Source organism: Streptomyces filamentosus (assembly GCF_014654895.1).
GTDB lineage: Bacteria > Actinomycetota > Actinomycetes > Streptomycetales > Streptomycetaceae > Streptomyces > Streptomyces filamentosus.
Map to the genome: position 1 here is coordinate 655,272 of NZ_BNBE01000001.1, position 26,832 is coordinate 682,103.

General features: G+C 75.1%; 22 protein-coding genes. 13 read left to right on the forward strand and 9 right to left on the reverse strand.

Annotated elements, in window-relative coordinates; translation table 11 throughout:
• Position 1: 1 nt before the first annotated feature.
• From IE326_RS02880 to IE326_RS02935, 12 genes are read left to right on the forward strand one after another with little or no spacing between them, the layout of a single operon-like run.
• Positions 2-1,258 (forward strand): O-antigen ligase domain-containing protein, encoded by a 1,257-nt coding sequence (locus tag IE326_RS02880; protein WP_190040739.1) that lies wholly within the window; start codon positions 2-4, stop codon positions 1,256-1,258.
• 1 nt (position 1,259) lies between these two features.
• Entirely contained in the window at positions 1,260-2,471 is a 1,212-nt protein-coding gene (locus tag IE326_RS02885; protein WP_190040740.1) for a glycosyltransferase, read from the forward strand.
• Positions 2,468-3,703: a class I SAM-dependent methyltransferase gene (locus tag IE326_RS02890; protein WP_190040741.1), complete on the forward strand. Its 1,236-nt coding sequence runs from the start codon at positions 2,468-2,470 to the stop codon at positions 3,701-3,703. Before IE326_RS02885 ends, IE326_RS02890 begins: the two co-directional genes overlap by 4 nt.
• The gene (locus IE326_RS02895) at positions 3,700-4,488 is read left to right on the forward strand and encodes a glycosyltransferase family protein (protein WP_150235930.1); all 789 of its coding nucleotides are present in this window, start codon (positions 3,700-3,702) and stop codon (positions 4,486-4,488) included. The genes IE326_RS02890 and IE326_RS02895 overlap by 4 nt, the downstream gene beginning before the upstream one ends.
• Entirely contained in the window at positions 4,485-5,132 is a 648-nt protein-coding gene (locus IE326_RS02900) for a PIG-L deacetylase family protein (protein WP_150235932.1), read from the forward strand. Before IE326_RS02895 ends, IE326_RS02900 begins: the two co-directional genes overlap by 4 nt.
• Before the next feature lie 3 nt (positions 5,133-5,135).
• Positions 5,136-6,161: an NAD-dependent epimerase/dehydratase family protein gene (locus IE326_RS02905; RefSeq protein ID WP_190040742.1), complete on the forward strand. Its 1,026-nt coding sequence runs from the start codon at positions 5,136-5,138 to the stop codon at positions 6,159-6,161.
• Between the two features lie 17 nt (positions 6,162-6,178).
• On the forward strand, positions 6,179-7,432 hold the full coding sequence (locus tag IE326_RS02910; RefSeq protein WP_150236293.1) for a DUF4910 domain-containing protein: 1,254 nt from the start codon (positions 6,179-6,181) through the stop codon (positions 7,430-7,432).
• Between the two features lie 5 nt (positions 7,433-7,437).
• On the forward strand, positions 7,438-8,727 hold the full coding sequence (locus IE326_RS02915) for an MATE family efflux transporter (protein WP_190040743.1): 1,290 nt from the start codon (positions 7,438-7,440) through the stop codon (positions 8,725-8,727).
• Complete coding sequence (locus IE326_RS02920) at positions 8,724-9,680, forward strand: glycosyltransferase family 2 protein (protein ID WP_150235939.1); 957 nt, start codon at positions 8,724-8,726, stop codon at positions 9,678-9,680. Before IE326_RS02915 ends, IE326_RS02920 begins: the two co-directional genes overlap by 4 nt.
• On the forward strand, positions 9,677-10,900 hold the full coding sequence (locus tag IE326_RS02925; protein WP_150235941.1) for a polysaccharide pyruvyl transferase family protein: 1,224 nt from the start codon (positions 9,677-9,679) through the stop codon (positions 10,898-10,900). The genes IE326_RS02920 and IE326_RS02925 overlap by 4 nt, the downstream gene beginning before the upstream one ends.
• Positions 10,897-11,454: a dTDP-4-dehydrorhamnose 3,5-epimerase family protein gene (locus IE326_RS02930; RefSeq protein WP_150235943.1), complete on the forward strand. Its 558-nt coding sequence runs from the start codon at positions 10,897-10,899 to the stop codon at positions 11,452-11,454. Before IE326_RS02925 ends, IE326_RS02930 begins: the two co-directional genes overlap by 4 nt.
• A 2-nt stretch (positions 11,455-11,456) precedes the next feature.
• Entirely contained in the window at positions 11,457-12,776 is a 1,320-nt protein-coding gene (locus IE326_RS02935; protein WP_190042135.1) for a glutamate-1-semialdehyde 2,1-aminomutase, read from the forward strand.
• A gap of 2 nt (positions 12,777-12,778) precedes the next feature.
• Here the strand turns inward: IE326_RS02935 and IE326_RS02940 are convergent, their stop codons facing one another.
• Positions 12,779-13,417, reverse strand: coding sequence for a phosphatase PAP2 family protein (locus IE326_RS02940; RefSeq protein ID WP_229915183.1), 639 nt, complete (start codon positions 13,415-13,417; stop codon positions 12,779-12,781).
• Between the two features lie 325 nt (positions 13,418-13,742).
• Between IE326_RS02940 and IE326_RS02945 the strand changes: the two genes are divergently transcribed.
• Positions 13,743-14,858, forward strand: a complete 1,116-nt coding sequence (locus IE326_RS02945; RefSeq protein WP_150235947.1) for a winged helix DNA-binding domain-containing protein — start codon at positions 13,743-13,745, stop codon at positions 14,856-14,858.
• 116 nt (positions 14,859-14,974) lie between these two features.
• Here the strand turns inward: IE326_RS02945 and IE326_RS02950 are convergent, their stop codons facing one another.
• The 8 genes from IE326_RS02950 to lysW all read right to left on the reverse strand — a co-directional run bounded on the left by IE326_RS02950 (position 14,975) and on the right by lysW (position 26,693).
• Positions 14,975-18,052 carry a condensation domain-containing protein gene (locus IE326_RS02950; RefSeq protein ID WP_190040745.1) on the reverse strand — a complete coding sequence of 1,026 codons (3,078 nt, stop codon included), beginning with the start codon at positions 18,050-18,052 and terminating at the stop codon, positions 14,975-14,977.
• A gap of 41 nt (positions 18,053-18,093) precedes the next feature.
• Complete coding sequence (locus IE326_RS02955; RefSeq protein ID WP_190040746.1) at positions 18,094-21,504, reverse strand: non-ribosomal peptide synthetase; 3,411 nt, start codon at positions 21,502-21,504, stop codon at positions 18,094-18,096.
• A gap of 58 nt (positions 21,505-21,562) precedes the next feature.
• A complete protein-coding gene (locus tag IE326_RS02960; RefSeq protein ID WP_150235953.1) occupies positions 21,563-22,387 on the reverse strand; it encodes an SDR family oxidoreductase in 825 nt (274 codons plus the stop codon).
• Positions 22,388-22,447: 60 nt separating this feature from the next.
• Positions 22,448-23,545 (reverse strand): M20/M25/M40 family metallo-hydrolase, encoded by a 1,098-nt coding sequence (locus tag IE326_RS02965; protein WP_150235955.1) that lies wholly within the window; start codon positions 23,543-23,545, stop codon positions 22,448-22,450.
• Entirely contained in the window at positions 23,542-24,378 is an 837-nt protein-coding gene (locus IE326_RS02970; protein WP_150235957.1) for a [LysW]-aminoadipate kinase, read from the reverse strand. Before IE326_RS02970 ends, IE326_RS02965 begins: the two co-directional genes overlap by 4 nt.
• A gap of 77 nt (positions 24,379-24,455) precedes the next feature.
• Entirely contained in the window at positions 24,456-25,475 is a 1,020-nt protein-coding gene (gene argC / locus IE326_RS02975) for an N-acetyl-gamma-glutamyl-phosphate reductase (protein ID WP_150235959.1), read from the reverse strand.
• Positions 25,472-26,512, reverse strand: a complete 1,041-nt coding sequence (locus IE326_RS02980; RefSeq protein WP_190040747.1) for a RimK family alpha-L-glutamate ligase — start codon at positions 26,510-26,512, stop codon at positions 25,472-25,474. Before IE326_RS02980 ends, argC begins: the two co-directional genes overlap by 4 nt.
• Positions 26,505-26,693, reverse strand: a complete 189-nt coding sequence (lysW, locus tag IE326_RS02985) for a lysine biosynthesis protein LysW (protein WP_150235963.1) — start codon at positions 26,691-26,693, stop codon at positions 26,505-26,507. The genes IE326_RS02980 and lysW overlap by 8 nt, the downstream gene beginning before the upstream one ends.
• Positions 26,694-26,832: the final 139 nt, after the last annotated feature.

Here is a 26,832-nt window from a genome sequence, read left to right on the forward strand (position 1 = left end):
CATGACCGCGGACCACGCCGGCCCCGACGGGCGGACGGCTCCCCCGGCGAAGGCCGTGGCGACGGTGTGGGGGCTGCTCGTCCTCAACACGCTCGGCTCCGCCGGGGCGAAGACCGTCGTCGCGATCCCCCGCTCCCTCATCCAGATGGTCACCATGGGCGCGCTGGTCGCCGCCTTCGCGCTGGCGCTCGCGGTCAATCCGCGGGTGCGGATCCGGCCCGGGGCCTTCCTCTTCCTGCTGACCCTGCTGCTGGTGCCGAGCGTGATCTCCAGCGTGTACGTGGCGGCCGGGTTCGGGGCGCTGTTCCGCTGCGTCCGGCTGACGCTCTTCGTCGGCACGCTGTGGCTGCTCAGCCGCTGGTGGGACGGCGGGCTCGCCTTCGTCCGCCACCACGTCCGGCTGTACTTCGCGGTGCTCGTGCTGGTGGCCGCCGGGCTGGCCGTCGCGCCGGGCACGGCGCTGCCCGAGTACTACGGCGGGCGGCTCGTCGGCGCCCTGTGGCCGCTGACCCCGCCGCAGATCGGGCAGTACGCGGCGGTGGTCACCGGGCTGACGGTGCTGCTCCTGCTGGGCCGCCGGACCACCGGCGCGGGCGCGGCGGTGGTCGTCGTGCCCGCGCTGGTGCTGCTGGCGATGACCCACACCCGGACGGCCACCCTCGGCCTGGTCATCGCGCTGGTGGTGGCGATCGGCTCGCTCGTGCTGACCAGCGGCGCGGCCCGGCGGTTCTTCGCCTGGGCGGTGCTGTGCGCGGCGGTGGCGGCGGTGGTCTTCGGCTCGGCGCTGCGGGCGTGGTTCCTGCGCGGGCAGAGCCAGGAGAACTTCGCCAACCTCACCGGCCGGGCCAAGGTCTGGGACGCTCTCCTGGACGCGCCCCGCACGACCGGGGAGACGGTCCTCGGCACGGGCCTGGGCGACAAGTCGTTCGGCGGGCTGCCGATCGACAACAGCTGGCTGGCCGTCTACGACGAGCAGGGCCTGATCGGCGTCGTCGTCGTGGCGGCGCTGCTCGTCGCCCTCGGCGGGGTGGCGCTGCTGCGGCCGCCGTCGCTCTCCCGGGCCTGCGCGCTCTTCCTGATCTGCTACTGCGCGATCTCCTCGTACACCGAGGTCGGGCTCGGCGACGCCTCGGCGTACCTGCTGCACCTGGCACTGGCGGCCGGGCTGCTCGTGGCGCCCCCCGCCGCGCCGCCCGCGCCCCCCGAACTCCCCCACCGGCCCGCCCCGCGCTGGGCCCGCACGTCGGAGGTGACGTGAGATGCACGTCCTGGTGGTGCACAACCGCTACTCGTCGGCGCAGCCGAGCGGGGAGAACCGGGTGGTCGACGAGGAGCTGGCGCTGCTGCGCGCGGCCGGCCACCGGGCCGAGCTGTTCGAGCGGCGCAGCGACGACATCGCCGCCCGCTCGCTGCCGGGGAAGGTCGCGGTGCCGTTCCTCGTGCCGTGGAACCCTGCGGTCCGCACGGAGCTGGCCGCGCGTCTGCGGGCCGACCGGCCGGACGTGGTGCACGTCCACAACGTCTTCCCGCTGCTGTCGCCCGCGGTCCTCGCGGCCTGCGCCGACGCGGGCGTGCCGGTCGTCGCCACGCTGCACAACTACACGCAGGTGTGCCCGCCCGGCACCCTGCACCGGGCCGGCGGGCCGTGCTCCGCGTGCGTCGGGAAGGCGGTGCCGCTGCCCGCCGTCCGGCACGGCTGCTACCGGGACTCCCGGCTGGCGACCGTGCCGCTGGCGGTGAACCTGGCGGTGAACCGGCGGCGGTGGTGGACCGGCGTGGAGCGGTTCCTGTGCATCTCCGCGGCGCAGCGCGAGGTCCTGGTGCGGTCCGGGATGCCGGCCGGACGGCTGGTGGTGAAGCACAACTTCGTGCCGGACCCGGGGGTGCGCAGGACCGGCCCCGGCGAGCACCTGCTCTTCCTGGGGCGGCTGGCCGAGTCCAAGGGCGTGCGGCTGCTCATGGAGGCGTGGGACGCGCTGGCGGCGGACGGCGGGGTCGGCGTGCCGCTGGTGCTCGCCGGCGCGGGGCCGCTGGAGCGGGAGGTGGCCGCCTGGGCCGCGGGCCGGGACGACGTGCGCCACGCCGGCCTGTACGACCCGGAGCAGTGCCGCGCGGCCGTCGCGCGGTCGGTCGCCGTGGTGGCGCCCTCGCTGGCCAGGGAGACCTTCGGGCTCGTGGTCGCGGAGGCGATGGCGGCGGGGGTGCCGGCCGTCGCCGCCGGGCACGGCGGCTTCACGGAGCTCGTCGAGGACGGCGTGACCGGGCTGCTGCACCGGCCGGGCGACGCCGGTTCGCTGGCGGACGCCCTGCGCCGGATCACGGCGCGGCCGGACCCGGGCGCGGCGATGGGCCCGGCGGCCCGGAGCCGTTACGAGCGGTTCTTCAGCCCGGCCGTCGGGCTGGAGCGCCTGGTGGAGGAGTACCGCTCCGCGATCGCGGGGCGGACGGAATCGATGGGGGACAGTAGATGACACGATGCCGACTCTGCGGTGCGGCGGCGCTGGCCAGCGTCGTCGACCTCGGGGCGACGCCGCCGTGCGAGAGCTTCCTCGCGGCGGACCAGCTGGACCTGCCGGAGCCCGCCTACCCGCTGCACCTGCGGGTCTGCACGGAGTGCTGGCTGGCGCAGATCCCGCCGCTGATCACGCCGGAGGAGACGTTCACCCAGTACGCGTACTTCTCCTCGTACTCGACGTCCTGGGTGGAGCACGCGCGGACGTACGTGGCGGACGCCGCGGAGCGGGTGGGGCTCGGGCCCGGCTCCTTCGTGGTGGAGGTCGCGAGCAACGACGGCTATCTGCTGCGGCACGTGGTGGACCGGGGGATCCGCTGCCTGGGCGTCGAGCCGTCGGTGAACGTCGGCGCGGCGGCGCGGGAGGCGGGCGTGCCCACGCTCACCGCGTTCCTGTCGCCGGAGACGGGGGCGGCCGTCCGCGCCGAGCACGGCCCGGCGGACCTGGTCGTGGCCAACAACGTGTACGCGCACATCCCCGACGTGGTCGGCTTCACCGAGGGGCTGCGGGCCCTGGTCGCCGACGACGGCTGGGTCTCGATCGAGGTGCAGCACCTGCTGACGCTGATCGAGGAGAACCAGTACGACACGATCTACCACGAGCACTTCCAGTACTACACGGTGGCGTCGGCGGCCCGGGCGCTCGCGAGCGGCGGGCTGGCCCTGGTGGACGTGGAGCTGCTGCCCACGCACGGCGGGTCGGTCCGGCTGTGGGCGCGGCCCGCGGAGGTGGCGGGCGAGCCGAGCCGGAACGTGGTCGAGGTGCTGGACCGGGAGAAGGCGGCCGGACTCCAGGAGCTGTCCGGGTACACCGAGTTCTCCGAACGGGTGGCCAAGGTGCGCCGGGACCTGCTGCGGTTCCTGATCGAGGCGGCCGAGCGCGGCGAGACGGTCGTCGGCTACGGCGCCCCCGGCAAGGGAAACACCCTGCTCAACCACTGCGGGATCCGGCCCGACCTGCTGCCGTACACGGTCGACCGCAACCCCTACAAGCACGGCAGGTTCACCCCCGGCACCCGGATCCCGGTGCTGGCGCCGGAGCGGATCGCCGCCGACCGGCCGGACTACGTGCTGGTCCTGCCGTGGAACCTGCGGGCCGAGCTGACCGAGCAGCTGTCCTTCGTCGGCGAGTGGGGCGGCCGGCTCGTCTTTCCCGTACCGGAACTGAGCATCGTCGAGGTGAAGGCATGAAGGTCGTCCTCTTCTGCGGCGGTTACGGCATGCGGATGCGCAACGGCGCCTCCGACGACGTCCCCAAGCCGATGGCGATGGTCGGGCCGCGCCCGCTGATCTGGCACGTGATGCGCTACTACGCGCACTTCGGGCACACCGAGTTCATCCTGTGCCTGGGCTACGGGGCCCACCACATCAAGGACTTCTTCCTCCACTACGAGGAGACGACGTCCAACGACTTCGTGCTGCGCGGCGGGCGGACCGAGCTGCTGTCCACCGACATCTCGGACTGGACGATCACCTTCGCGCAGACCGGCATCGAGTCGCCGATCGGCGAGCGGCTGCGCCGGGTGCGGCACCACCTGGACGGCGACGAGATGTTCCTCGCCAACTACGCGGACGTGCTGACCGACGCGCCGCTGGACGAGATGGTGGAGACCTTCTCCCGGCGCGACGCCGGGGCGTCGATGATGGTGGTGCCGCCGCAGTCGTCCTTCCACTGCGTGGAGCTGGGCGAGGACGGCCTGGTGGGCGGGATCACCGCCGTGAGCGACCTGCCGCTGTGGGAGAACGGCGGCTACTTCGTGCTCCGCCAGGAGGTCTTCGACCACATACCGGAGAACGGCGACCTGGTCGCCGACGGCTGCGGCGGGCTGGCCAAGGAGGGGCGGCTGCTCGCGCAGCGGCACCGCGGCTTCTGGAAGCCGACCGACACGGTGAAGGAGCGGGCCGCGCTCGACGAGGCGTACGCGCGGGGCGACCGCCCGTGGGCCGTGTGGGAGCGGGACGGGGTGGGCGTGTGATCGGGCTCGGGGCCCGCCGTCTGGAGCGGGTCGTCGCGGTGGGCGCGCACTGCGACGACATCGCCATCGGCGCCGGCGGCACTCTGCTGACGCTGTGTCACAAGCGTCCGGGGATACGGGTGGACGCGCTGGTCCTGTCCGGCGGCGGGAGCGAGCGGGAGGACGAGGAGCGGGCCGCGCTCGCCGCCTTCTGCCCGGGCGCCGACCTGCGGCTGACCGTGCTGAAGCTGCCGGACGGCCGGCTGCCCGCGCACTGGGAGGAGGCCAAGGCCGCCGTCGAGGAGCTGCGGGCGGGGACGGAGCCGGACCTGGTGCTCGCGCCGCGCACCGACGACGCGCACCAGGACCACCGGGGCCTGGCGCGGCTGGTCCCGACCGCCTTCCGCGACCACCTCGTGCTCGGCTACGAGATCGTCAAGTGGGACGGCGACCTCGGCCGGCCGTCCGCGTACCAGCCGCTGGCGCCGGAGACCGCCGAGGAGAAGGTGCGGCTGCTCCAGGAGCACTACCCCTCGCAGCGGCACCGCCCCTGGTACGACCGGGAGGTCTTCCTGGGGCTCGCCCGGATCCGCGGCATCGAATGCCAGGCGCGCTACGCCGAGGCGTTCGCCGTCACCAAACTCACTCTCGACCTGGGGGAATGACCCATGCGCGTACTGCTGACCGGACACCAGGGCTATCTGGGCACCGTGATGGCCCCCGTCCTCGCGGCCGCCGGGCACGAGGTCGTCGGCCTGGACTCCGGGCTCTTCGCCGACTGCGTGCTGGGCCCGGTGCCCGCGGATCCGGCCGGGCACCGGGTGGACCTGCGGGACGTCACGGCCGGGCACGTGGCCGGGGTGGACGCCGTGATCCACCTGGCCGCGCTCTCCAACGACCCGCTGGGGTCGCTGGCGCCCGAGCTCACCTACGACATCAACCACCACGCCTCCGTGCGGCTCGCCCGGCTGGCCAAGGACGCCGGGGTGCGGCGCTTCCTCTACGCGTCGACCTGTTCCGTCTACGGCGCCGCGGGCGGCGACGAGCTGGTGTCCGAGGACGCCCCGCTGCGCCCGGTGACGCCGTACGCGGAGTCGAAGGTGCGGGTGGAGGACGACCTGCACGCGCTCGCCGGCGACGGCTTCACCCCGGTGTACATGCGCAACGCCACCGCCTTCGGCTTCTCGCCCCGGCTGCGCGCCGACATCGTCCTGAACAACCTGGTGGGGCACGCCCTGCTGTCCGGCGAGGTGCTCGTGCTCTCCGACGGCACGCCGTGGCGGCCGCTGGTGCACGCCGCCGACATCGCCCGCGCCTTCACCGCCGCTCTGACTGCGCCTCAGGAGGCGGTGCACGACCGGGCGTTCAACATCGGCAGCGAGGCCAACAACGTCACGGTCGCCGAGATCGCCGGGCAGGTCGCGGAGGCGGTGGACGGCGCGAAGGTGCGGATCACCGGGGAGACGGGCGCCGACCCGCGCTCGTACCGGGTGGACTTCTCCCGCTTCCGCGAGGCGGTCCCCGGCTTCGACTGCGAGTGGACCGTGAAGCGCGGCGCGCTCGAACTCGCCGACGCCTACCGGGAGCACGGGCTGACCCGGGAGGGCTTCGAGCAGCGCTTCACCCGGCTCGCCGTGCTGCGCGCCGCGTCCGGCGCGGGCACCGTCGACGACACCCTGCGGCGGCGCCCGTGACGGGGGCCGGCGAGGAGATGCACGCGCTGGTGGAGCGGCTGTACCCGCTCCGCCGGAGCATCACCGGCGACGGGGTGCGCGCCACCCTGGACATCGTCGGCGAGCACCTGCCGCTGGAGGTGCACGAGGTGCCGACCGGGACGCCGGTGCTCGACTGGACGGTGCCTCAGGAGTGGAACGTCCGGGACGCGTACGTCGCGGACGCCTCCGGCCGGCGGGTCGTCGACCTCGCCGCGTCGGCCCTGCACGTGCTCGGCTACAGCGTGCCGGTGGCGGCGCGGATGCCGCTGTCGGAGCTGCGCGGGCACCTGCACACCCTGCCGGACCAGCCGTCCCTGGTGCCGTACCGCACCAGCTACTACAAGCCGGAGTGGGGGTTCTGCCTGGCGCAGGACGTCCTGGACGCGCTGCCGGACGGCGAGTACGAGGTGCGGATCGACTCCACGCTCGCCGACGGGCACCTCACCTACGCCGAGCACGTGGTGCCCGGCGAGGTCGAGGAGGAGGTGCTCGTCTCCTGTCACGTCTGCCACCCGGCGCTGGCCAACGACAACATGGCGGGCGTGGCGGTGGCGGTGTTCCTGGCCCGGGAGCTGGCGGAGCGGAAGCCGCACCACACCTACCGCTTCCTCTTCGCGCCCGGCACCATCGGGGCGATCACCTGGCTGGCCCGGAACCGGGAGCGGGTCGGCCGGGTGGCGCACGGGCTCGTGCTGGCCTGCGCGGGCGACCCGGGCTCCGTGACGTACAAGCGGAGCCGGCGGGGCGACGCCGGGATCGACCGGGTGCTGCGGCACGTCCTGGCCGCGTCCGGACGGCCGCACGAGATCCGGGAGTTCACGCCGTACGGCTACGACGAGCGGCAGTTCTGCTCGCCGGGGTTCGACCTCCCCGTGGGCTCGCTGACCCGGACGCCGTACGCCGAGTACCCCGAGTACCACACCTCGGCGGACGACCCGGACTTCGTCTCCCCGGCGGCGCTGGCGGACACCCTCGCCGTCTGCCGGGAGGCGTTCGCCGTGCTCGACCGCAACCGCCGGTACGTCAGCCTCAGCCCGTACGGCGAACCGCAGTTGGGGCGGCGGGGGCTGTACGACGCGCTCGGCGGGCGCAGCGACGCCAAGCAGGCCCAGATGGCCATGCTGTGGGTGCTGAACCTCGCCGACGGCGGACACGACCTGCTGGACGTCGCCGAGCGGTCCGGGCTGCCGTTCGACGCGATCGCCGACGCGGCCGACGCGCTGGCCGGCGCCGGGCTGCTCAAGGCGTGACGCGGATGACCACCGAGGAGGAGAGGACGACGCGTCCGGCCGGATCGGCCCGGCGGGCCCTCGCGGGCCGGCTGTCCTGGGGGCTCGCCGACCAGGCGGCCTCCAGCATCTCCAACTTCGCGGTGGGGATCTACGTCGCCCGGTCGCTGGGGCTGACCGCCTTCGGCCTGTTCAGCCTGGCCTGGGTGACCTACGGCGTGGTCCTCAACGTCTCCCGGGGGCTGGCCACCGATCCGCTGGTGGTGCGCTTCAGCGGCGTGCCGGACGCGGACTGGCGGCCGGCCGCGGCCCGCGCGTCGGGCACGGCGCTCGGCGTCGGCGCCGCGCTCGGCGCGGCGTCGCTGGCGGCGGGGCTCGCGCTCGGCGGCGCCCTGGGGACGGCGTTCGCCTGCCTCGGCGTCGTCCTGCCGGGGCTGCTGCTCCAGGACGCGTGGCGGTTCGCCTTCTTCGCCGCCGGCGACGGTCGGAAGGCGTTCGTCAACGACGTGGTGTGGGCCGTCGCGCTCGTCCCCGCCCTGGTGGCGGCGGCCCGGGTGGGCGGGGTGCCCGCCTTCCTGCTCGCCTGGGGCGGGTCCGCCGCGGTGGCCGCCGCGTACGGCTGCGTCCAGTCCGGCGTCCGGCCCCGGCCGGGCGGGGCGCGGGCGTGGCTGCGCGACCACCGCGACCTGGGCTCGCGCTACCTCGTCGAGAACGTCACCAACAGCGGCGCGAGCCAGCTGCGGGCGTACGGGCTCGGCGCGATCGTCGGCGTCGGCGCGGTGGGGGTGGTCCGGGGCGCCGAGCTGCTCCTCGGGCCGTTCCTCGCCGTGCTGATGGGCCTGTCCCTGGTCACCGTCGCCGAGGCGGCCCGGGTGCTGCGGCGGGCCCCGCACCGGCTCGGCACCTTCTGCCTGCTGCTCGGCGGCGGGCAGGCCGTCGCCGCGCTGCTCTGGGGCGGGGCGCTGCTGCTCGTCCCGGACGCGGCCGGCGCGTTCGTCCTCGGCGACGTCTGGAGCGGCGCCTCCGGGCTCGTCGTGCCGGTCACCGTCGGCGTCGCGGCGGCCGGGCTCGGCACCGGCGCGGCGGCCGGGCTGCGCGCGCTCGGCGCGGCCCGCCGCAGTCTGCGCAGCCAGCTGGTCGCCTCCGCCTGCTACGTCGCCGGCGGGCTCGGCGGGGCGGCCCTGGCCGGGACGTCCGGTTCGGCCTGGGGCGTCGCCGCGGCGACCTCGGCCGGTTCGGCCGTGTGGTGGCTGCACCTGCGGTCCGCCCTGCGCGAGAACCACGAGAACTCCCTTACCGAAGCGAGGACTTCATGACCGCCCGTCCCAGGCTGAGCATCGGCCTGCCCGTCTACAACGGCGAGGAGTACCTCGCCGAGTCCTTCGACGCCCTGCTGGGCCAGACCTACGGGGACTTCGAACTGGTCGTCTCCGACAACGCCTCGACCGACGGGACCCAGGACATCTGCCGGGAGTACGCCGGGAAGGACTCCCGGATCCGCTACCTCCGGCTGCCCCGGAACATCGGCGCCGCCCCCAACCACAACCGCGTCTTCGCCGAGTGCCGGGGCGAGCTGTTCAAGTGGGCCTCGCACGACGACCTGTACGCGCGGGACCTGCTGCGGCGCTGCGTGGAGGCGCTGGACGAGCGGCCGGAGGTGATCCTCGCCCACGCCGACCAGGCCGTCATCGACGAGGAGGGCCGGGTGAAGGTGCCGTACGCGTACGGCCTCGCGACCGCCTCGCCGTCCGCGCCGGTCCGCTTCCGCAGCATGCTCTTCGAGCCGGGCGGCGACGACTTCTACGGGGTGATGCGGGCCGACGTGCTGCGCCGGGTGAAGCCGCACGACAGCTACCACCACGCGGACCGCACCTTCGTCGCCGAGATCGGCCTGAACGGCCCCTTCCACCAGGTGCCGGAGCTGCTGTACTTCCGCCGCGACCACCCCACCCGGGCCGAGCGGGCGAACCCCTCCAAGCGGTCCCGGTGCGTCAACCTGGACCCGCGCCGGGCGGGGCCGCTGCACCCGACGCCCCGGCTGCTCGCCGAGTACGTGTGGGGGTTCGTCGCGGCGATCCGGCGGGCGCCGCTCTCCGCCGCCGACCGGCGCGCCTGCTACCGGCACCTGGCCGAGTGGGCGGCCAGCCGGGCCCGGCCGGGCGCCGGCGAGCGGGTCGAGGACCGCGCCCCGGTGGACCCGGACGAGCCGACCGTCTCCGTCGACGAGCTCGTCGCCGGGCGGGAGGGCCGCACGGGGAGGACGGCGTGACGCCGCCGCGCGTCGGGGTCTTCGGGCTGCTCGGCTCCGGGAACCTCGGCAACGACGGCTCGCTGGAGGCCCTCCTCGGGCACCTGCGCGCCGCCCGTCCGGACGCGGTGGTGGACGCGCTGTGCGGCGGCCCGGAGGCCGTGACCGAGCGGTACGGGATCCCCGCGACCCGGCTGCACTGGTACCGGGGCGAGTACCGGACCGCGTCCCGGGCGGGCGCGGTCGCCGGCAAGGGGCTGGGCAAGCTCGTCGACGCGGTCCGCACGGCCGCCTGGGTGCGCCGGCACGACGTGGTGGTGGTGCCGGGCATGGGCGTCCTGGAGGCCACGCTGCCGCTGCGGCCGTGGGGCTTCCCGTACGCGCTGTTCCTGCTCTGCGCGGCCGGCCGGCTGACCGGCACCCCGGTCGCGCTGGTCGGCGTCGGCGCCGCCCCGATCGCCGACCGGGCGACCCGGGCCCTGGTCCGCCGGGCGGCGCGGCTCGCCGCGTACCGCTCCTACCGCGACGAGCCGTCCCGCGACGCGATGCGGGCGATGGGCGTGGACACCGCGCGCGACGCGGTCCACCCGGACCTCGCCTTCGCCCTGCCCGCCCCGGCGGCTTCCCCTCCGGCTCCCCCGTCGGCTTCCCCGTCGGGGACGGTCTGCGTCGGCGTGATGGACTTCCACGGCGGGAACGACGACCGGGCGCGGGCCGGGGAGATCCACCGGCGCTACGTCGACGGGACGACCCGCCTCGTCCGGGCGCTGGTGGCGGAGGGTCGGCCGGTCCGGCTGCTCACCGGCGACGCCTGCGACGCAGCGGTCGTCACCGCGATCCTCGACGCGGTGGACTCGCCGCTGGTCACCGCCTCCGGCGCGGCCTCGCTGGCCGAGCTGACGGCGGAGGCGGCGGCGGCCGACGCCGTGGTGGCGACCCGCTACCACAACCTGGTGTGCGCGCTGAAGGCCGGGACGCCGACGCTTTCCCTCAGCTACGCCGCGAAGAGCGACGCGCTCATGGAGCGGATGGGCCTCGGCGCGTACCGCCATCCGGCGCGCGAGGCGGACGCCGGCCGGCTCCTGGAGCAGTTCCGGGAGCTGGAGAGGAACGCGCCGGAGCTGCGCCGCGTCCTGGCCGAGCGGAACGCGACTGTCTCCCGCCAACTGCACGACTTTCTGAACGCGTTGACCGATGCCCTGTTCCCGGCGAAGAGCCGCACCGTGAAGGAAACCGCATGAAGGCGACCGAAGTCCCGGAGATCACCGGGGCGTTCCTCTTCGAGCCGACCCCGCACACCGACGAACGCGGCTCGTTCTGCCGCACCTTCGACGCCGACGTGGTCCGCTCGGCGGGCCTCGACCCGGACGCCTTCGTCCAGGACAGCCTGTCCCGCTCGGTCCGGGGCGTGCTGCGCGGGCTGCACCTGCGCTCCGGCGCGGGCGAGGCGAAGCTGGTGCGGTGCTCGTACGGCAGGATCTTCGACGTCGTCGTCGACCTGCGGGCGGACTCGCCGACGTACCTGAACCGGGCCTTCTTCGAGCTGTCCGACGCGACGCAGACGACCCTGTACGTCCCGGCGGGCTGCGCGCACGGCTTCCAGGCGCTGACCGACCCCGCCGACGTGTCGTACCGGATCGACCGGCGCCACGACCCGGCCGAGGACGTGACGATCGCCTTCGACGACCCGGACCTCGCCGTGCCCTGGCCGCTGCCGGTCAGCGGGACGTCCGCGCGGGACCGGGGGGCGCCGGGCCTCGCCGCGTTCCTGAAGACCCGGGAGGAGGGCAGGTGACCGTGGACCACGAGGAGTTCGACCTCCCCCTGTCGCGGGAGGCCAACGAGCGGCTGCACGCCCTGGTGCCGGGCGGCGCGCACACCTACGCCAAGGGCGACGACCAGTACCCCGAGGGCCTGGCGCCGGTCATCAGCCACGGCGAGGGCGCCCACGTGTGGGACGTCGACGGCAACCGCTACGTCGAGTACGGCTCCGGCCTGCGGTCGGTCAGCCTCGGCCACGCCCACCCCCGCGTGGTCGAGGCGGTGCGGCGGGAGGTCGGCCGCGGCACCAACTTCGTCCGCCCGTCCCTCCTGGAGGCCGAGGCGGCGGAACGCTTCCTGGCGACGGTGCCGACCGCCGAGATGGTGAAGTTCGCGAAGAACGGCTCCGACGCCACCACCGCCGCGGTGCGCCTGGCCCGCGCGGTCACGGGGCGCTCCCTGGTGGCGCTCTGCGCCGACCACCCGTTCTTCTCCACCGACGACTGGTTCATCGGCACCACGCCGATGTCGGCGGGCATCCCGGACACCGGTCTCACCGTGACGTTCCCCTACGGGGACCTGGCCGCCACCGAGGAGCTCCTCGTCCGGCACGCGGGCGAGGTCGCCTGTCTGATCCTGGAGCCCGCCACCCAGACCGAGCCGCCGCCCGGCTACCTCGCCGGGCTGCGCGCGCTGGCCGACCGGCACGGCTGCGTGCTGGTCTTCGACGAGATGATCACCGGTTTCCGCTGGTCGGAGGCGGGCGCGCAGGGGCTGTACGGGGTCGTCCCCGACCTCTCGACCTTCGGCAAGGCGCTGGGCAACGGCTTCGCGGTGTCCGCGCTGGCCGGGCGCCGCGAGGTGATGGAGCGCGGCGGGCTGCGGCACGGCGAGGACCGGGTGTTCCTGCTCTCCACCACCCACGGCGCGGAGACCCACGCGCTGGCCGCCGCGATGGCCGTGCAGGCCACGTACACGGAGGAGGGCGTCACGGCCCGGCTGCACGCCCTGGGCGAGCGGCTGGCCGCGGGCGTCCGGGAGGCCGCGGCCGCCATGGGCGTCGGGGAGCACCTGGTGGTGCGCGGCCGGGCCAGCAACCTGGTCTTCGCCACGCTCGACGAGCGGGGCCGGCCCTCGCAGGAGTACCGCACCCTCTTCCTGCGGCGGCTCCTCGCGGGCGGGGTGCTGGCCCCGTCGTTCGTGGTGAGCGCCGCCCTCACCGACGCCGACGTCGACCGCACCGTCGACGTGGTGGGCCAGGCCTGCGCGCTCTACCGCAAGGCCCTGGACGCCGGCGACCCCGCCCCCTGGCTGGGCGGCCGGCCGGTGAAGCCGGTCTTCCGCCGCCGGGCGTGACCTCAGGCGGGGTTCGCTCCCCCGGCGGGCCCCGCCGCCCGGTCGACCGCCCACGCGGTGGCCGGGACCACCGCGAGCGCGGTGCACCAGCCGCCGAGGGCGTCGGTGGGGTAGTGGGCGCCCAGCTTGATCTGCGCCCACCCCATGACCGCGCCGCCGAGCAGCGCCGCGCCGAGCACGAGGGCCGCGCCCGCGGCCGGGCCGAGGCCGAGCCGGCCGGCGAGCAGCAGCGCCACCACGAGGGCGAGGGCGGTGAGGAAGGCGGTGTGGCCGCTCGGATAGGCCAGGTACCCGCCGTGGATGGTCCGGCCCACCAGGGGCTTGAGCAGCGTCGTCGCCGCCACGGCGGCCCCGGGGCCCGCGACGGCGAGGACCGCCGCCCGGGGCCGCCGCAGGGCCAGGCACCCGGCCGCCACGGCGGCCACCAGCACCGCCGCCCCGGCCGGCTCGCCCAGGAGGTCCACCGCGTGGGCGACGTCCCACCAGGGCGTCCCCGGCCCGCCGGCGGCGGCCCACACCCGCAGGTCCACCGCCCGGGGCCCGCTGTCCCCCGCGTACAGCGCCCCGCTCGCCGCGACCACCGCCGCGGCGAGCACCGCGACCGTTCCGAGCCACCTCCGCACCGCCACCGGCAGCACCACGGCTCCGCCTCCCCCGGTCGTCCCGTTCCGTCGTCGTGATCCGTCGTCGTGATCCGTCGTCGCGATCCGTGTCGTGATCCGTCGTCGCGATCCGTGTCGTGATCCGTGTCGTGATCCGTCGTCCTGATCATCGTGCGCCCCTGGCGGCCCGCCGTCCCGCTTTCGCGGATTTCCCCGCTCTTCCCGATCGGCTCTCCCGGGGGTTCCCCCCTCGAATTCCCCTTCCCCGCCGGGCTCCAGCGGTTCTCCAGCGGACGGGAAGCGATCCGGTGGGCGTTCGGGCAGGATGGCAGGTGATCTGCGACCTACACCGAGGAGCGCTCCCATGCAGGTGACTCAGGACCAGGTGCTCGCCTGGCGGCTGCGGCAGCAGAGCCTTGCCCCGCGGCAAAAGTCCTCCGTGGCGCGGCTGGTGCGGGAGCTCGCCGGGGTGCAGGCCCAGGTGGCCTCGTCCGCGGAGCTCGCCCTCGCCACCCGGCAGACGGCGCCGGAGGACGGCGCCGTGGAGAAGGCCCTGGAGGCGCGCGAGGTCGTCAAGACCTGGGTCATGCGGGGCACCCTGCACCTCGTCGCGGCCGAGCACATGGCGGCCTACCTGTCCCTGATGGCGGCGGCCAAGACCTGGGAGAAGCCGTCCTGGCAGCGGACCTTCGGGGTCACGCCGCCGCAGATGCGGGAGCTCGGCGAGGCCATCGACGAGATCCTCGCCGGCCGGACCCTCACCCGCCAGGAGCTCACCGAGGCCCTGGTCGCACAGGACCGGTTCGCCTCCCTGGAGGCGCAGCTGACGTCCGGCTGGGGGACCGTGCTCAAGCCGCTGGCCTGGACGGGGAAGCTGTGCCACGGCCCGAACCAGGGCAACCGCATCACCTTCGCCTCGCCCCGCGACCGGGTGCCCGGCTGGTCCGGGCCGATGGACCCGGAGGAGGCGGCCCGGGTCGTGATCCCCGCGTACCTCGGGGCGCACGGGCCGGCGACGCCGGAGACCTTCGACGCCTGGCTGACGCGCAACGCGCACCGCAAGACCGCGGTGCGCGGCTGGTTCGCCTCGCTCGGCGACCAGCTGGCGAAGGTGGAGGTCGACGGGACGCCGTGCTACGCGCGCGCCGAGGACGTGGACGCGCTGGCGGCGGCCGAGCCCTCCGAGGAGGTGCGGCTGCTGGCCGGCTTCGACCAGTACGTGCTGGGTCCCGGCACGTCCGACACGCGCGTCCTGCGGGCGGAGCGGCGCAAGGCCGTGAGCCGCACCTCCGGCTGGATCACGCCCGTGGTGGTGCACCGGGGGCGGGTCGCCGGGGTGTGGGAGGCCGACGGCGGGACGGTGGACGTACAGGTGTTCTCCGAGAGCGGTCCGGTGCCGAAGGACGCCCTCAAGGCCGAGGTCGCGCACCTGGAGGCGTGCCACGGCCGGTCGTACGCGCTGTCGGTGCGGACCGTCTGAGGTCCGGCCGGCGGGACCGGGGCGGGGAGGGAGCGGGATCGCCGCTCCCTCCCCGCCCCGGTCTACGGGCGGCCTCCGCGCGGTGACGCGGGGCCGTCCGTGGAGTGGGGCCGGGGTCAGCGGGCCAGGGGTCGGCCCGGCATGAAGGACGACAGCGGGGTGTCGCCGCCGTCCCCGGCGGTCGCCTGCCGCAGCACGGCGAGGACGTCCTCGATGCGCGCGAGTCCCGTCTCCCGGTGCCACAGGCCGGTGTTGAGTTCGAGGGCCATGCTCAGCCGATCGGGCCGGGCCTGGCCGTGGAAGGACATCTCGTAGCGGGCGGTGCCGTGCGAGACGAGCTCGTACTCCGCCGTGACGCCCGGCAGGTCCAGCGGCATCCACATGGCCAGCTGGAGTTCGCAGGTGACCTGGAAGAGGGGCTGCCGGCTGCCGGAGCGCTTCGGCCGCAGGGCGTCGACCATGTCGGCGACGGGGAGCCGCTGGTGGTCGTACGCGTCGAGGAGCCGGTCGCTGACGCGGCGCTGGAACTCGGCGAACGTCGGATCGCCCGAGCAGTCGACGCGCAGCGGCAGCACGTTGAGGAAACAGCCCATGAGCTGGTCGGCACCGGGCTGGGTGCGGTTCTCGCAGGGGACGCCGATCACGATGTCGTCCTCGCCGGTCAGCCGGTGCAGCGCGGTGAGGACGGCGGCGAGGAAGACCGTGAAGACCGTGGTCTTCCGGGTCCTGGCCGCCTCCGACATGGCGGAGAACAGCTCCCCGGGCGCCCAGCCCTGGAGGAACTCGCCCTCCTGGCCGACGTCCGCCGTGCGGGGCAGGTCGGTGTCCAGGCGCAGTTCGGGGGCCCCGGTCAGCCGCCGCACCCAGTGGCGGCGCAGCCGCTCGCCCTCCGGTCCGGCGAGCATCGCGCGCTCGTCCGCGACGAGTTCGGCGATGCCGGTGGCGAGCGGCGGCAGCCGGTGGTCGCGGCCCTCGACGCGGGCCCGGTAGAACTCGGACAGCTCCCGCATGAACAGCGTCATCGACACCTCGTCGGTGACGAGGTGGTGGAACAGCAGGTGCAGGACGTGCTCCTCCTCGCCCAGCCGCACCAGGCGGACCTTCAGGAGCGGGCCGCGCTCCAGGTCGAGGGGGGTGTGGGCGGTCTCCTCGCGGAGCCGGGCGGCCTCCAGGGCGCGCTCCTCGGGCCCGGTGCCGGTCAGGTCGACCAGCGGGACGGGCACGTCGAGGTGCGGCACGATGCGCTGGCGGGGCTCGGCGTCGACCTCGACGAAGGTGCTGCGCAGGGCCTCCTGCCGGGCCACGACGTCGCCGACCGCCCCCTGGAGCGCGGCCGTGTCGAGCGGGCCGCGCAGGGTGAGGAGCATCGGGACGGTGTGGGTGAGCGTGCCGGGGTTCTTCTGCTCGGACAGCCAGATCTGGAGCTGGGAGGAGGCGAGCGGGACGAGCCGCACGGTGTCGGCGGCCGGGGCCTTCGGGGCGGCCTCCGGGGCCTGGCCGGGTGCGGGCTCCAGGTCGGTCAGACTGTCCGTCAGCTGGGCGACGCTGCGGACCAGTTCGTCGATCTCCGGGTGCGTGCGCTGGATCTCGGCGGTCAGCAGCGCGGGCGTGGGGTTCTCGAAGAGGGTGCGCAGCGGCAGGCGGATCGCGAAGGTCTCGCCGATCCGGCCGACGAGCTTCGCGGACAGCATGGAGTGGCCGCCCATGACGAAGAAGTCGTCGTCGGGGCCGACCTCCGGCACCTCCAGCTCCTGCGCCCAGACCTCGCGGATCAGGGAGAGCAGCATCGAGTCGGCGTCCGGCGCCGGGCCGGTGTCCGCGCCGGCGCCGTCCGCGTCCTCGTCGGGGAGGTCGACGGCGGTGACGGGGAGGGCCGAGAGAGGGAGCGCCGGGTCCCCGGTCCAGGCCCGCAGCACGGCCGCGTACTCGGCGAGGAGGAGGCCGATCTCGTCGGCGGTGAACAGCTCGGTGTCGTACTCGACCCAGGCGCGCAGCCGGCCGGGGGCCAGGTCGATCTCGGTGATGGTGTCGAGGCGGCCGCGGGTGCGGTCGACCTCGAAGGGCTCGGCGGTCGCGGCGCCGAAGGCCGGTGCGGACACCGGGGAGATCCGGGGCAGGAAGAGGTGCTGGAGGAGGGCGTTGCGGCTGTCGGAGCGGCCGCCGCCGGGGAGCACGGTCTCGACGATCCGGCCGAGGCTGATCCGGCCGTGGCCGGCGGCGGCGGAGACGGCGCGGCCCGCGCGGCCGATGAGCTCCTCGAAGGAGGGGTCGGCGGAGGCGTCCAGGCGGACCGGCACGGTGTTGGCGAACTGGCCGACGACCTGCTCCAGTTCGGGCATGTCGCGGCCGGGGACCATGGTGCCGAGGACGAAGTCCTCGCGGCCGGTGCGGCGGGCGACGAGTCCGGCGAAGGCGGCGAGCGCGGTGACGTAGCCGGAGGTGCGGTGCCGGCGGGCGAGGGCGAGCAGCGGGTCGGCGAGGTCGTCGCCGAGGGGGAACTCGGCGCGGGCGCCCGCGGTGCCCTTCCGGGCGGGGCGCGGGCGGCCGGCGCGCAGGTCGAGGACGCCCGGCACGCCGCGCAGGGCCTCCTGCCAGTGGGCCAGTTCGGCGCCCTCCACCGCGTCGCGGGTGTCGCGCTCCCAGACGGCGAAGTCGCCGAACTGGAGCTCGGGTTCGGGGACGCCGGAGATCCGGCCCTCGGTGAACGCCTCGTAGTCGCGGACGATCTCGCCGAGGACGAGGGAGGCGGAGGTCGCGTCGCACACCACGTGGTGGCAGGCGAGGACGAAGACGGAGGTGCCGGCGTCGGCGTCGATGAGGAGGGCGCGCAGCAGCGGTCCCTCGGCGAGGTCGACGGGCCGTTCCACGAAGTCGGTGGCGGCGGCCCGGGTGGCCTCCTCGCGGTGCTCGGGCGGGATGCCGAGGACGCTGGCGAAGCCGAGGGGCGCCTTGTCGGGAGGGGGCAGCACCCGCATCACCGGGACGCCGTCCACCGTGGGGACCACCGTGCGCAGCGCCTCGTGGCGGGCGATGACGGCGAGCAGGGCCCGGCCCAGGGCCTCGCGGTCGACGGGCCCGGTCAGCCGCAGTCCGCCGCACTCGGTGTAGAGGGTCCGGCCGGGCTCCATGGTCTCGGCGAACCACAGCTGGGCCTGGACGGGGGTGAGCGGCAGCCGCTCCTGGTCGGGGTGCATCTCGGGGGTTCTCCTTGGTCCGTGGTCGTGGGGTCCGGGGCTCACTCGTCGCCGAGCGCGGCGAGCATGGCGTCGATCTCGGCCTCGCTCATCCCCGCGAGGGCGGTCTCGCTGTCCGCTGCCATGCCGGCGCCCGCCTCGCGGGAGTCCGTGCCCGTGTCGATCTCGGTGGCCATCTCGCGCAGGCCGGGGTGCTGGAAGAGGCCGGCGATGGGCACCTCGCGGCCGAGGCGCTCGCGGATGCGGGAGACGAGCTGGACGACCATCAGGGAGTGGCCGCCGATGTGGAAGAAGTCGTCGTCGAGGCCGACCTGGGGGAGGCGGAGGAGTTCCTGCCAGATCTCGGCGAGCGCCTTCTCGGTGTCGGTCTCCGGCGGCACGTGGACCCGGGCCCGGGCGTCGGGGCCCGCGCCGGGGTCGGGCAGGGCCCGCCGGTCGAGCTTGCCGTTGCGGGTGAGGGGGATGGCGTCGAGGGTCTCGTAGACGGTGGGGACCATCCACTCGGGCAGGCCGCGGCCGAGGGCCCGGCGCAGTTCGCGGCCGGTGGTTTCGGCCCCCTCGGCGGGGACGACGTAGGCGACGAGGCGGCGGCTGCCGGTGGCGTCGGCCTGGGTGACGACGACGGCGTCGACGACGCCGGGGAGGGCCAGGAGGGCGGAGCGGATCTCGCCGAGCTCGATGCGGTGGCCGCGGATCTTGACCTGGCCGTCGGCGCGGCCGAGGTAGCAGAGTTCGCCGCCGGGGAGCCTGCGGGCGAGGTCACCGCTGCGGTACATGCGGGCGCCGGGTTCTGCGGTGAAGGGGTCGGGGAGCATCCGGTCGGCGGTGAGGTCGGGCCGGCCGAGGTAGCCGAGGGCGACGCCGGCGCCGCCGACGAAGAGCTCGCCGGGGACGCCCGGCGGGACGGGGTGCAGGTCCTCGTCGAGGACGTACAGGGCGAGGTCGCGCAGGGGGTCGCCGATGACCGAGTCGGTCGCGGCGGCGTCGGCGGCGGTGATCCGGCGGTGGGTGACGTGGACGGTGGTCTCGGTGATGCCGTACATGTTGACGAGCCGGGGCGCGTCGTCGCCGTAGGCGGCGAACCAGTCGGCGAGGGAGGTCGGTTCGAGGGCCTCGCCGCCGAAGACCACGTATCGCAGGGCGAGTTCCGGCTTGCGCTCCAGGACGATCCGGCTGACCTGGGCGAAGGAGGACGGGGTCTGGTTGAGGACGGTGACGCCCTCGTCGGCGAGGAGGGCGGCGAACTCGTCGGCGGCGCGGGTCACCCAGTGCGGGACGACGACGAGCCGGCCGCCGTGCAGGAGGGCGCCCCACAGCTCCCAGACGGAGAAGTCGAAGGCGTGGGAGTGGAACATCGTCCACACGTCGTCGGGGCCGAAGTCGAAGTGCTCCTCGGCGGAGGTGAAGAGGCGCAGCGCGTTGGCGTGGCTGACGACGACGCCCTTGGGCACGCCGGTGGAGCCGGAGGTGTAGATGATGTACGCGGGGGCGCCGGAGTCCACCCCGGAGGGGGGCACGGGGGTGTCGGGGAAGGCCGCGAGGGGGTCCTCGCCGCCGTCGCCGTCGAGGAGCAGGGCGGGCGGGGCGGGGTCGGGGTGGCGGGCGGCCAGGTCGGCGGTGGTGACGACGGCGGCGCAGTTCGCGTCGGCGAACTGCACGGCGGTGCGCTCGGGCGGGTTGTCGGCGTCGACGGGGACGTACGCGGCGCCGGTCTTGAGCACGCCGAGGAGGACGGCGGGCAGGTCGGCGCAGCGGTCGAGGTGGACGCCGACGTTGCGGCCGGGGCCGGCGCCGAGCGCGCGCAGGGCGTGGGCGTAGCGGTTGGAGCGGCGTTCCAGGGTCGCGTAGTCCTGCCGCTCGTCCTCGAAGGTGACGGCGATGCGGTCGGCGTGGCGGGCGGCGGTGGCGGTGAAGCGTTCGTGGAGGGTGGTGCCGGTGCCGGCCGGCGGGGCGGCGGGCGTGCCGAGGAGCCGGGCGCGCTCGCCGGCGCCGAGGAGGTCGAGGTCGGCGACGGGGGTGTCGGGGCGCCGGACGGCGTCTTCGAGGAGGCGGTGCATCCGGTCGAAGAAGGAGCCGAGGGTGCTGTCGTCGAACAGCTCGTCGTTGTAGGGGAGGTAGCCGGTGACGGTGCCGTCCTCGACCCACAGCTCGGCCATCATGTCGTAGTGGGTGGCGCCGCCGCCGAGGTCGGCGTACTCCACCTCGGTGCCGGGGATGGCCGGCGGCACGGGCGGCGCGTCGCGCAGGCTGAAGGAGGTCTGGAAGACGGGCGTGGAGCCGGGGCTGCGGCGGGTGTTGAGGGCCTGGACCAGCATCTCGAAGGGCAGGTCCTGGTGGGCGAACGCCTCGTTGGAGGCGTGGGTGACCCGGCGCAGCAGCTCGCGGAAGGAGGGCCGGTCGCCGAACTGCACGCGGATGGGCAGCCAGTTGAGGAAGTACCCGATCATCGACTGGAGTTCGGGGCGGCTGCGGCCCGCGACGGGCACGCCGACGACGATGTCGTCCTGGCGCACGTGCCGGGACAGCGCGGCGAAGTAGGCGGCGAGGAACGCCTGGTGGAGGGTGGCGCCCTCGGCTCCGGCGAGGTCGCGCACCGAGCGGGTCAGGGCGGGGGCGAAGCGGACCGGGTGGAAGCGTCCCCGGGTGCGGCGCTCGGCGGTGCGGGGCCGGTCCAGGGGCAGTTCGAGGACCTCGGGGGCGTCGGCGAGGGCGTCCTTCCAGAAGTCGAGCTCGCGCCGGAGGTTCTCGCCGGTGAGGGTCTCGCGCTGCCAGTGCGCGAAGTCGGGGTAGTGGAGGTCCGGGGCGGCGGGGGCGGGGGCGCCGCCCAGTTCCGCCGCGTACAGGGCGCCGATCTCGCCCAGCAGGATGCCGAGGGACCAGTAGTCGGAGACGATGTGGTGCTGCACGATCAGCAGCAGCCACTCCTCCTCGGCGGTGCGGTGGAGGCGGACCCGCAGGAGCGGGCCGTGCTCCAGGTCGAAGGGTTCGAGGACGGCGTCACAGGCCCGCCGCTCCGCCTCCCGGCGGGCGTCGGGCAGGCCGCGCAGGTCGTCGACGACGAGCGGGACCTCGACCCGGTCGAGCACGGTCTGCACGGGCCCCCGCGGGGTCTCGGTGAAGACGGTCCGCAGCGACTGGTGCCGCCGCACGGTGTGCTGGAGGGCGCGCCGCAGGGCCTCGGGGTCGAGCGGGCCGCGCAGCCGGAGCGCCGTCGGCACGTGGAAGACCTCGCGGAACGGCACCAGCCGGTCCATGAACCAGAGGCGCTCCTGCTCGTACGAGAGCGCCAGTCCGCCGTCCCCGGTGGGCCGCGGGCCGATCCCCCGCTCCTGCGGGGGCTCCTCGGCGCCCTCCCCGGCGAGCATCCGGAGGGCGAGGTCGCGTCGTCGCGGGTCGAGGGCGGCGAGCCGTCGCGCGACGTCGTCGTCCAGGTGCAGGGCCAGGTCTGTCATGGCGGGCTCCATCGGGTGGTCCGGGTCTCTTCGAGGCGGGTGCGGGGGCGGCGGGCGGTCAGCGGGCGGTGAAGCCGCCGTCCACGACGAGGCAGGTGCCGGTGACGCCGCCGGCGGTGTCGGCGGCGAGCCAGAGGACGGCTTCGGACACCTCCCGGGCGGTGACCAGGCGGCGCAGCGCGTGGTAGGAGGCGGAGCTGCGCTCGTAGTCCTCCAGGGAGCTGCCGATGGACGCGGCGACGGCCGCGGTGCTCTCGGTGCGCAGGGCCGGGTCGGCCTCGACGGTGGTGGGGCAGACGGCGTTGACGCGGATGCCGAGCCGGCCGTACTCCAGCGCGAGGGCCTTGGTGAGGCCGACGACGGCGTGCTTGGAGGCGACGTAGCTGGAGAACATCTCGAAGGCGACGAGTCCTCCGGTGGAGGCGGTGTTGACGATGGCGCCGCTGCGCCGCTCCGCCATGTGCGGGAGGACGGCGCGGGCGCAGCGCCAGGTGCCGTTGAGGTTGACGTCGACGACGAGCTGCCAGTCCTCCTCGGAGAGTTCGTGGGACATGACGCCGCCGGGGGCGAGCAGTCCGGCGTTGTTGACGAGGACGTCGATGGCTCCGAACTCGTCGAGGCCGGCGGCCACGGCGGCGTCGACCTGGCTCTGGTCGCGGACGTCGGCGACGGCGGTGACCACCCGGCTGCCGAGGCGCCGGCAGTCGCGGGCGGTCTCCTCCAGGAGCTTGCGGCCGGGCATCGCGTACGGGCCGCCGCTCTCGCGGCCGAGGTCGACGAGGACCAGGTCCGCGCCCTCCTCGGCGAACAGCAGGGCGTGCGAGCGGCCCAGGGCACGGGCCGCGCCGGTGATCATGACGGTCTTGTTGTCGGCTCGCCCCATGGCGACGCGCTCCTTCGCTGTGGTCCGGTCGGCGTGGTGGTCCGCTGGGCGCGGACGTCCCTAGGCGTGGATGAGGGTGGTGGCGGGGGCGGGGGCGCGGCGCAGGACGCCGGCCAGGTCGGTGAGGGCCCGGGTCAGGACGTCGACGGACCGGTGGAGGTCGCCGAGGTCGATGTGTTCGTCGTCGGTGTGGTCGAGGTGGGCGTCGCCGGGTCCGTAGGCGACCATCGGGACGGGCCACTGGTGCTCGATGACGTTCATGTCGGAGGTGCCGGCCTTCAGGCGCAGCACCGGGCGTCCGCCGTGCACCCGGATGGCGTTGCGCAGGGCGCGGGCCACCGGGTCGGAGACGCCCCGGCGGACGGCCGGGACGCGTTCGTCCAGGCGGGCCGTGGCGTGCAGGGCGGTGTCGTCGACGTACCGCTGGAACTCGTCGAAGTCGAATCCGGCGGGCACCCGGCAGGTGATGAAGGCGGCGGCGTCCCGGATGTCGCCGTCGAGCCGGACGAGCGTGGCGGCGGCGGCGTCGAAGGCCACGCCCTCGTGCGGTCCGGAGACCCGGCGCATGTAGGCGTCGATGCCCCGCCAGAAGGCGGTGGCCGCCTCGACGGCGGTCTCCTCGGGGCTGGAGGTGTGCATGGGCGGGCGGCTGACCTCGTACTCGACGCCGACCCGGCCCTTGTAGCCGAGGCAGACGCCGTCCCAGCCGCTGGGTTCGCCGATGACGACGGCGTCGGGCGCGGGCAGGGTGCGCAGCAGGTGCCGGGCGCCCCGCGAGCCGGGGACCTCCTCGCCGACGGCGCCGGCCACGATGATCCGCAGCCGGGGTTCGGCGGCGGCGGCGCGGACGGCGGCGCAGGTCATGGCGGCGAGGGGGCCCTTGGCGTCGACGGTGCCGCGGCCGTAGAGCAGGTCGCCGACCTGGCAGACCGCGATGTCGCCGGGGACGGTGTCGATGTGGCCGAGGAGCAGCACGGTCGGCGCGTCGGCGGGGCCGATCTCCCCGACCGCGTTGCCGACGGCGTCGACCCTGGCCCGCATGCCGAGCCGTTCCATCTGTCCGGCGAGGTAGGCGGAGGCGCGGTGTTCCCGTCCGGAGACGGACGGGATGCCCACGAGTCCGCGCAGCAGCCGCGCCGGGTAGTCGTCTCCGCTCACGCGGGGCTCCGGTGGGTGAGGGCGGGGAGGCGCAGCCGGGTGCCGGTGCGGGAGTCCAGGGCGGCGCGGACGGGGGCCGGGCCGTGGCCGGGGGCGACGGCGACCAGGCCGACGCCGCCGGCGAGGGCGTCGGCGGCGGCGCGCAGTTTGTGGCGCATCCGGCCGCGGACGGTCGGCGGGAGGTCCGCGGACGGGCCGGTCTCCAGGTCGGCGAGGAGGCTGTCGGGGCGGTCGGGGTCGCCGAGGACGCCGGGGGCGCGGGTGAGCAGGACGAGGGCGGTGGCGTCCAGGGCGGTGGCGACGGCGGCCGCGGCGCGGTCGGCGTCGACGTTGAGGAGCGTGCCGTCCTCGGCGGCGGCGGGCGGTGACAGCACCGGGAGCACGCCGGCGGCGAGCAGGGTGCGCAGCAGACGGGGGTCGACGCGGTCGACGCGTCCGCTGAGGTCGTCGCGGACGATCCGCGCCCGGCCGTCGGCGTCGTGCACGCGCAGCGCGGTCTTGCGGACGGCGGTGAGCGTGCCGCCGTCGGCGCCGGACAGTCCGGCGGCGGTGACGCCGCGGCGGCGCAGGCCGCTCAGCAGGGCGGGCTTGACCCGCCCGAGCAGGGCCATGGTCAGTGCGTCGAGCGCGGCCGCGTCGGTGCGCCGGGCGCTGGTGCCGTCGGCGGACCGCAGGTGTTCCACGGTGCGGCCGAGCTGGCCGCTGAGCCGGTCGGCCTCCGCTCCGCCGCCGTGGACGAGCACGACGCGCGTGCCCTCCCGGGCGAGTGCGGCGATGTCGTCGAGGACGGCGTCGCCGTCGAGGCCGCTGCCCAGTTTCACCACGATGGTCATCCTGTCCCTCCCTTCACATGGGTCGTTCTCGTCGGGTCGTCCGGGGCCGGTCGCCCGGGCGGGGCGTCGGGGCCCGGTCACATGGGGTGCAGGCCGGGGAAGGTCAGGCCGGAGCGTTCCGGCAGGCCCGCGGCGAGGTTGGCGCTCTGCACGGCGCCGCCGGCCGCGCCCTTGACGAGGTTGTCGAGGGCGGAGACCGCGACGATCCGGTCCTCGTCGAGGTCGAAGCCGATGTCGCAGTGGTTGGAGCCGAGGAGCATCCGGGGTTCCGGCAGCCGGTGCAGGCCCTGGCGCTGGGCGACGAGCCGCACGAACGGCTCGCCCGCGTACGCCTTGCGGTACGCGTCCCAGACCTCGGCGCGGCCGGCGGCGCGGCCCGGGCGGACCTGGGCGACGACCTGCACGCCGCGCACGGCGGGCACGGCGGTGACGGTCATCCGGGCGCGGACGCCGGCGTGCTGGGCGATCTCCGGTTCGTGGCGGTGGCCGACGGGGCCGTAGACGCGCAGGGTGGAGGCCCGCTCGGGGTGGTGTCCGGCGGGTCCGGGGGTGTTGCCGGAGCCGCTGGAGCCGGTGCGGGCGTCGACCAGGACGTCGCCGTCCACGAGCCCCGCGTCCGCGAGGGGGCGCAGGGCGAGGATGGCGGCGGTCGCCATGCAGCCGGGCACCGCGATCCGGTCGGCGGTCCGCAGCCGGTCGCGGTAGAGCTCGGGCAGGCCGGGGACGAAGGCGGGGGCGCCCGCGGCCCGGTCGACGGCGCCGGGGCCGTAGTGCCGCCGGGCGGCGGCGGGGTCGTGCAGCCGGAAGTCGGGGCTGAGGTCGACCAGGAGCGCGGCCCGCTCGCTCAGTTCGCCGAGGCGGGCGGCGAACTCGCCGTGCGGGAGCGCGCTGAACAGGACGTCGACGCGCTCCAGGCGGGCGGGGTCGGTGAAGGCGAGGTCGCCGGTGCCCCGCAGGTTGGGGTGGGCGGTGTGCAGGGGCTTGCCGGTGTGGCGCCGGGACGTCGCCTGGACCAGGTCGAGGACGGGGTGGCCGAGCAGCAGCCGGGCCAGTTCGCCTCCGACGTAGCCGGCGCCCCCGAGGATGCTGGCTCTCATGGGTTGTCGCTCTCCTGACTCGGTACGGTTCCGGCGGCGGCGGTCGCGAGCGGCGGGGGCGCGGCCGGCGGGGTGCGGGGCGAGGGGACCCCGGTCCGCAGGAGCTCGCCCCCGTGGATGACGCCCGGCGGCGTCCCGTCCGGCAGCGCCCGGCTCAGCACGTGGCCGGCGAAGGCGTCGGCGATGGCGAGGGCGGTGGCCTCGTCGCCGACGGCCGCGCCCCGGAACTCGACGCCGCTGTTGACCTCGTTGACGAGCAGCCGCCCGTCCTCGCTCTCCAGCAGGTCGACTCCGAGCAGTCCGCCGCCCACGGCCCTGGCGGCCCGCAGGGCGAGGTCCTCCAGCTCCGGGGTGAGCGGGCAGCGGCTGGTGCGGGCGCCCCGGGCGACGTTGCCGATCCAGTGCTCCCCCGTGCGGTGGACGGCGGTGACGGCGCGGTCGCCCGCGACCACGACCCGGATGTCGCGCTGCGGGGTGCGGACGAACTCCTGGGCGTATACGAGCTGTTGCCGCGGGGAGGGCAGGGACTCCTTGAGGGCGAGCACGCCCTCGACGGCGTCCGCGTCGTTGACCTTGCACAGGCCGCGGCCCCAGGAGCCGTTGACGGGCTTGACCACGGCGGGCAGTCCGACCCGGCGCACCGCCTCCTCGCCGGCGGCCGGGGTGAGGGCCACGGCCGTGGCGGGGACGGGGAGGCCGGCGGCGTGCAGGACCAGGGTGCTGTGGATCTTGTCGTCGCAGACGGCCACGGTCGCCGCCGAGTTGACCACGGGCAGGCCGAAGGACTCGTACATGCGGCTCACTTCGAGCCGGCGGGTGCCGGCCAGGGAGCGGTTGCACACCACCCGCCAGGCCGGCGCCGGGTCGCCGACCCGGTAGCTGAGCGTCCGGTCGTCGATCACCTCGACCGCCGCGCCGCGCCTCCGGAAGGCTTCGAGGAGCAGTTTCTCCTCGAAGCGCATCCGGGAGGCGATCAGCGCGACGGGCCGGCCGTCACCGGTACCGGCCCCCGTCGCGGTCCCGCTCAGGTCACTCACCCCAGTCCTCTTCGATCTCGGGGGCCAGCGCGAGGGTGAGGGGTCCCACCGCGACGACCTCCAGCTCCGCCGTGCAGCCGGGGCACACGACGATCTCGGTGACCCCGGTGTCCGCGGCCAGGTCGACGCCCGCACCGCAGTCGGGGCAGGCCGCTCGTTCGGTCAGGGTGTCCAGAGACATCACACACTCCATATCGAGTCTTGAAGTATCTTGCCCGCTCCGGGCGACTGACTCAATCTAAAAGCCGCAGACTCTTCAAAGTCAAGCGAGACTCTATGTAGACTTCAGGGGTCAGCATCACTCTGTGCGTGGAGGGGGA

Excerpts from the sequence above, each read along its gene's own strand:
- IE326_RS02930 (WP_150235943.1), top strand. The coding sequence starts at position 10,897 with ATGAAGGCGACCGAAGTCCCGGAGATCACCGGGGCGTTCCTCTTCGAG.
- IE326_RS02955 (WP_190040746.1), bottom strand. The coding sequence starts at position 21,504 with ATGACAGACCTGGCCCTGCACCTGGACGACGACGTCGCGCGACGGCTC.
- IE326_RS02915 (WP_190040743.1), top strand. The coding sequence starts at position 7,438 with ATGACCACCGAGGAGGAGAGGACGACGCGTCCGGCCGGATCGGCCCGG.
- IE326_RS02945 (WP_150235947.1), top strand. The coding sequence starts at position 13,743 with ATGCAGGTGACTCAGGACCAGGTGCTCGCCTGGCGGCTGCGGCAGCAG.
- IE326_RS02885 (WP_190040740.1), top strand. The coding sequence starts at position 1,260 with ATGCACGTCCTGGTGGTGCACAACCGCTACTCGTCGGCGCAGCCGAGC.
- IE326_RS02890 (WP_190040741.1), top strand. The coding sequence starts at position 2,468 with ATGACACGATGCCGACTCTGCGGTGCGGCGGCGCTGGCCAGCGTCGTC.
- argC (WP_150235959.1), bottom strand. The coding sequence starts at position 25,475 with ATGAGAGCCAGCATCCTCGGGGGCGCCGGCTACGTCGGAGGCGAACTG.
- IE326_RS02960 (WP_150235953.1), bottom strand. The coding sequence starts at position 22,387 with ATGGGGCGAGCCGACAACAAGACCGTCATGATCACCGGCGCGGCCCGT.
- IE326_RS02905 (WP_190040742.1), top strand. The coding sequence starts at position 5,136 with ATGCGCGTACTGCTGACCGGACACCAGGGCTATCTGGGCACCGTGATG.
- IE326_RS02880 (WP_190040739.1), top strand. The coding sequence starts at position 2 with ATGACCGCGGACCACGCCGGCCCCGACGGGCGGACGGCTCCCCCGGCG.
- IE326_RS02970 (WP_150235957.1), bottom strand. The coding sequence starts at position 24,378 with ATGACCATCGTGGTGAAACTGGGCAGCGGCCTCGACGGCGACGCCGTC.
- IE326_RS02910 (WP_150236293.1), top strand. The coding sequence starts at position 6,179 with ATGCACGCGCTGGTGGAGCGGCTGTACCCGCTCCGCCGGAGCATCACC.
- IE326_RS02920 (WP_150235939.1), top strand. The coding sequence starts at position 8,724 with ATGACCGCCCGTCCCAGGCTGAGCATCGGCCTGCCCGTCTACAACGGC.
- IE326_RS02895 (WP_150235930.1), top strand. The coding sequence starts at position 3,700 with ATGAAGGTCGTCCTCTTCTGCGGCGGTTACGGCATGCGGATGCGCAAC.
- lysW (WP_150235963.1), bottom strand. The coding sequence starts at position 26,693 with ATGTCTCTGGACACCCTGACCGAACGAGCGGCCTGCCCCGACTGCGGT.
- IE326_RS02950 (WP_190040745.1), bottom strand. The coding sequence starts at position 18,052 with ATGCACCCCGACCAGGAGCGGCTGCCGCTCACCCCCGTCCAGGCCCAG.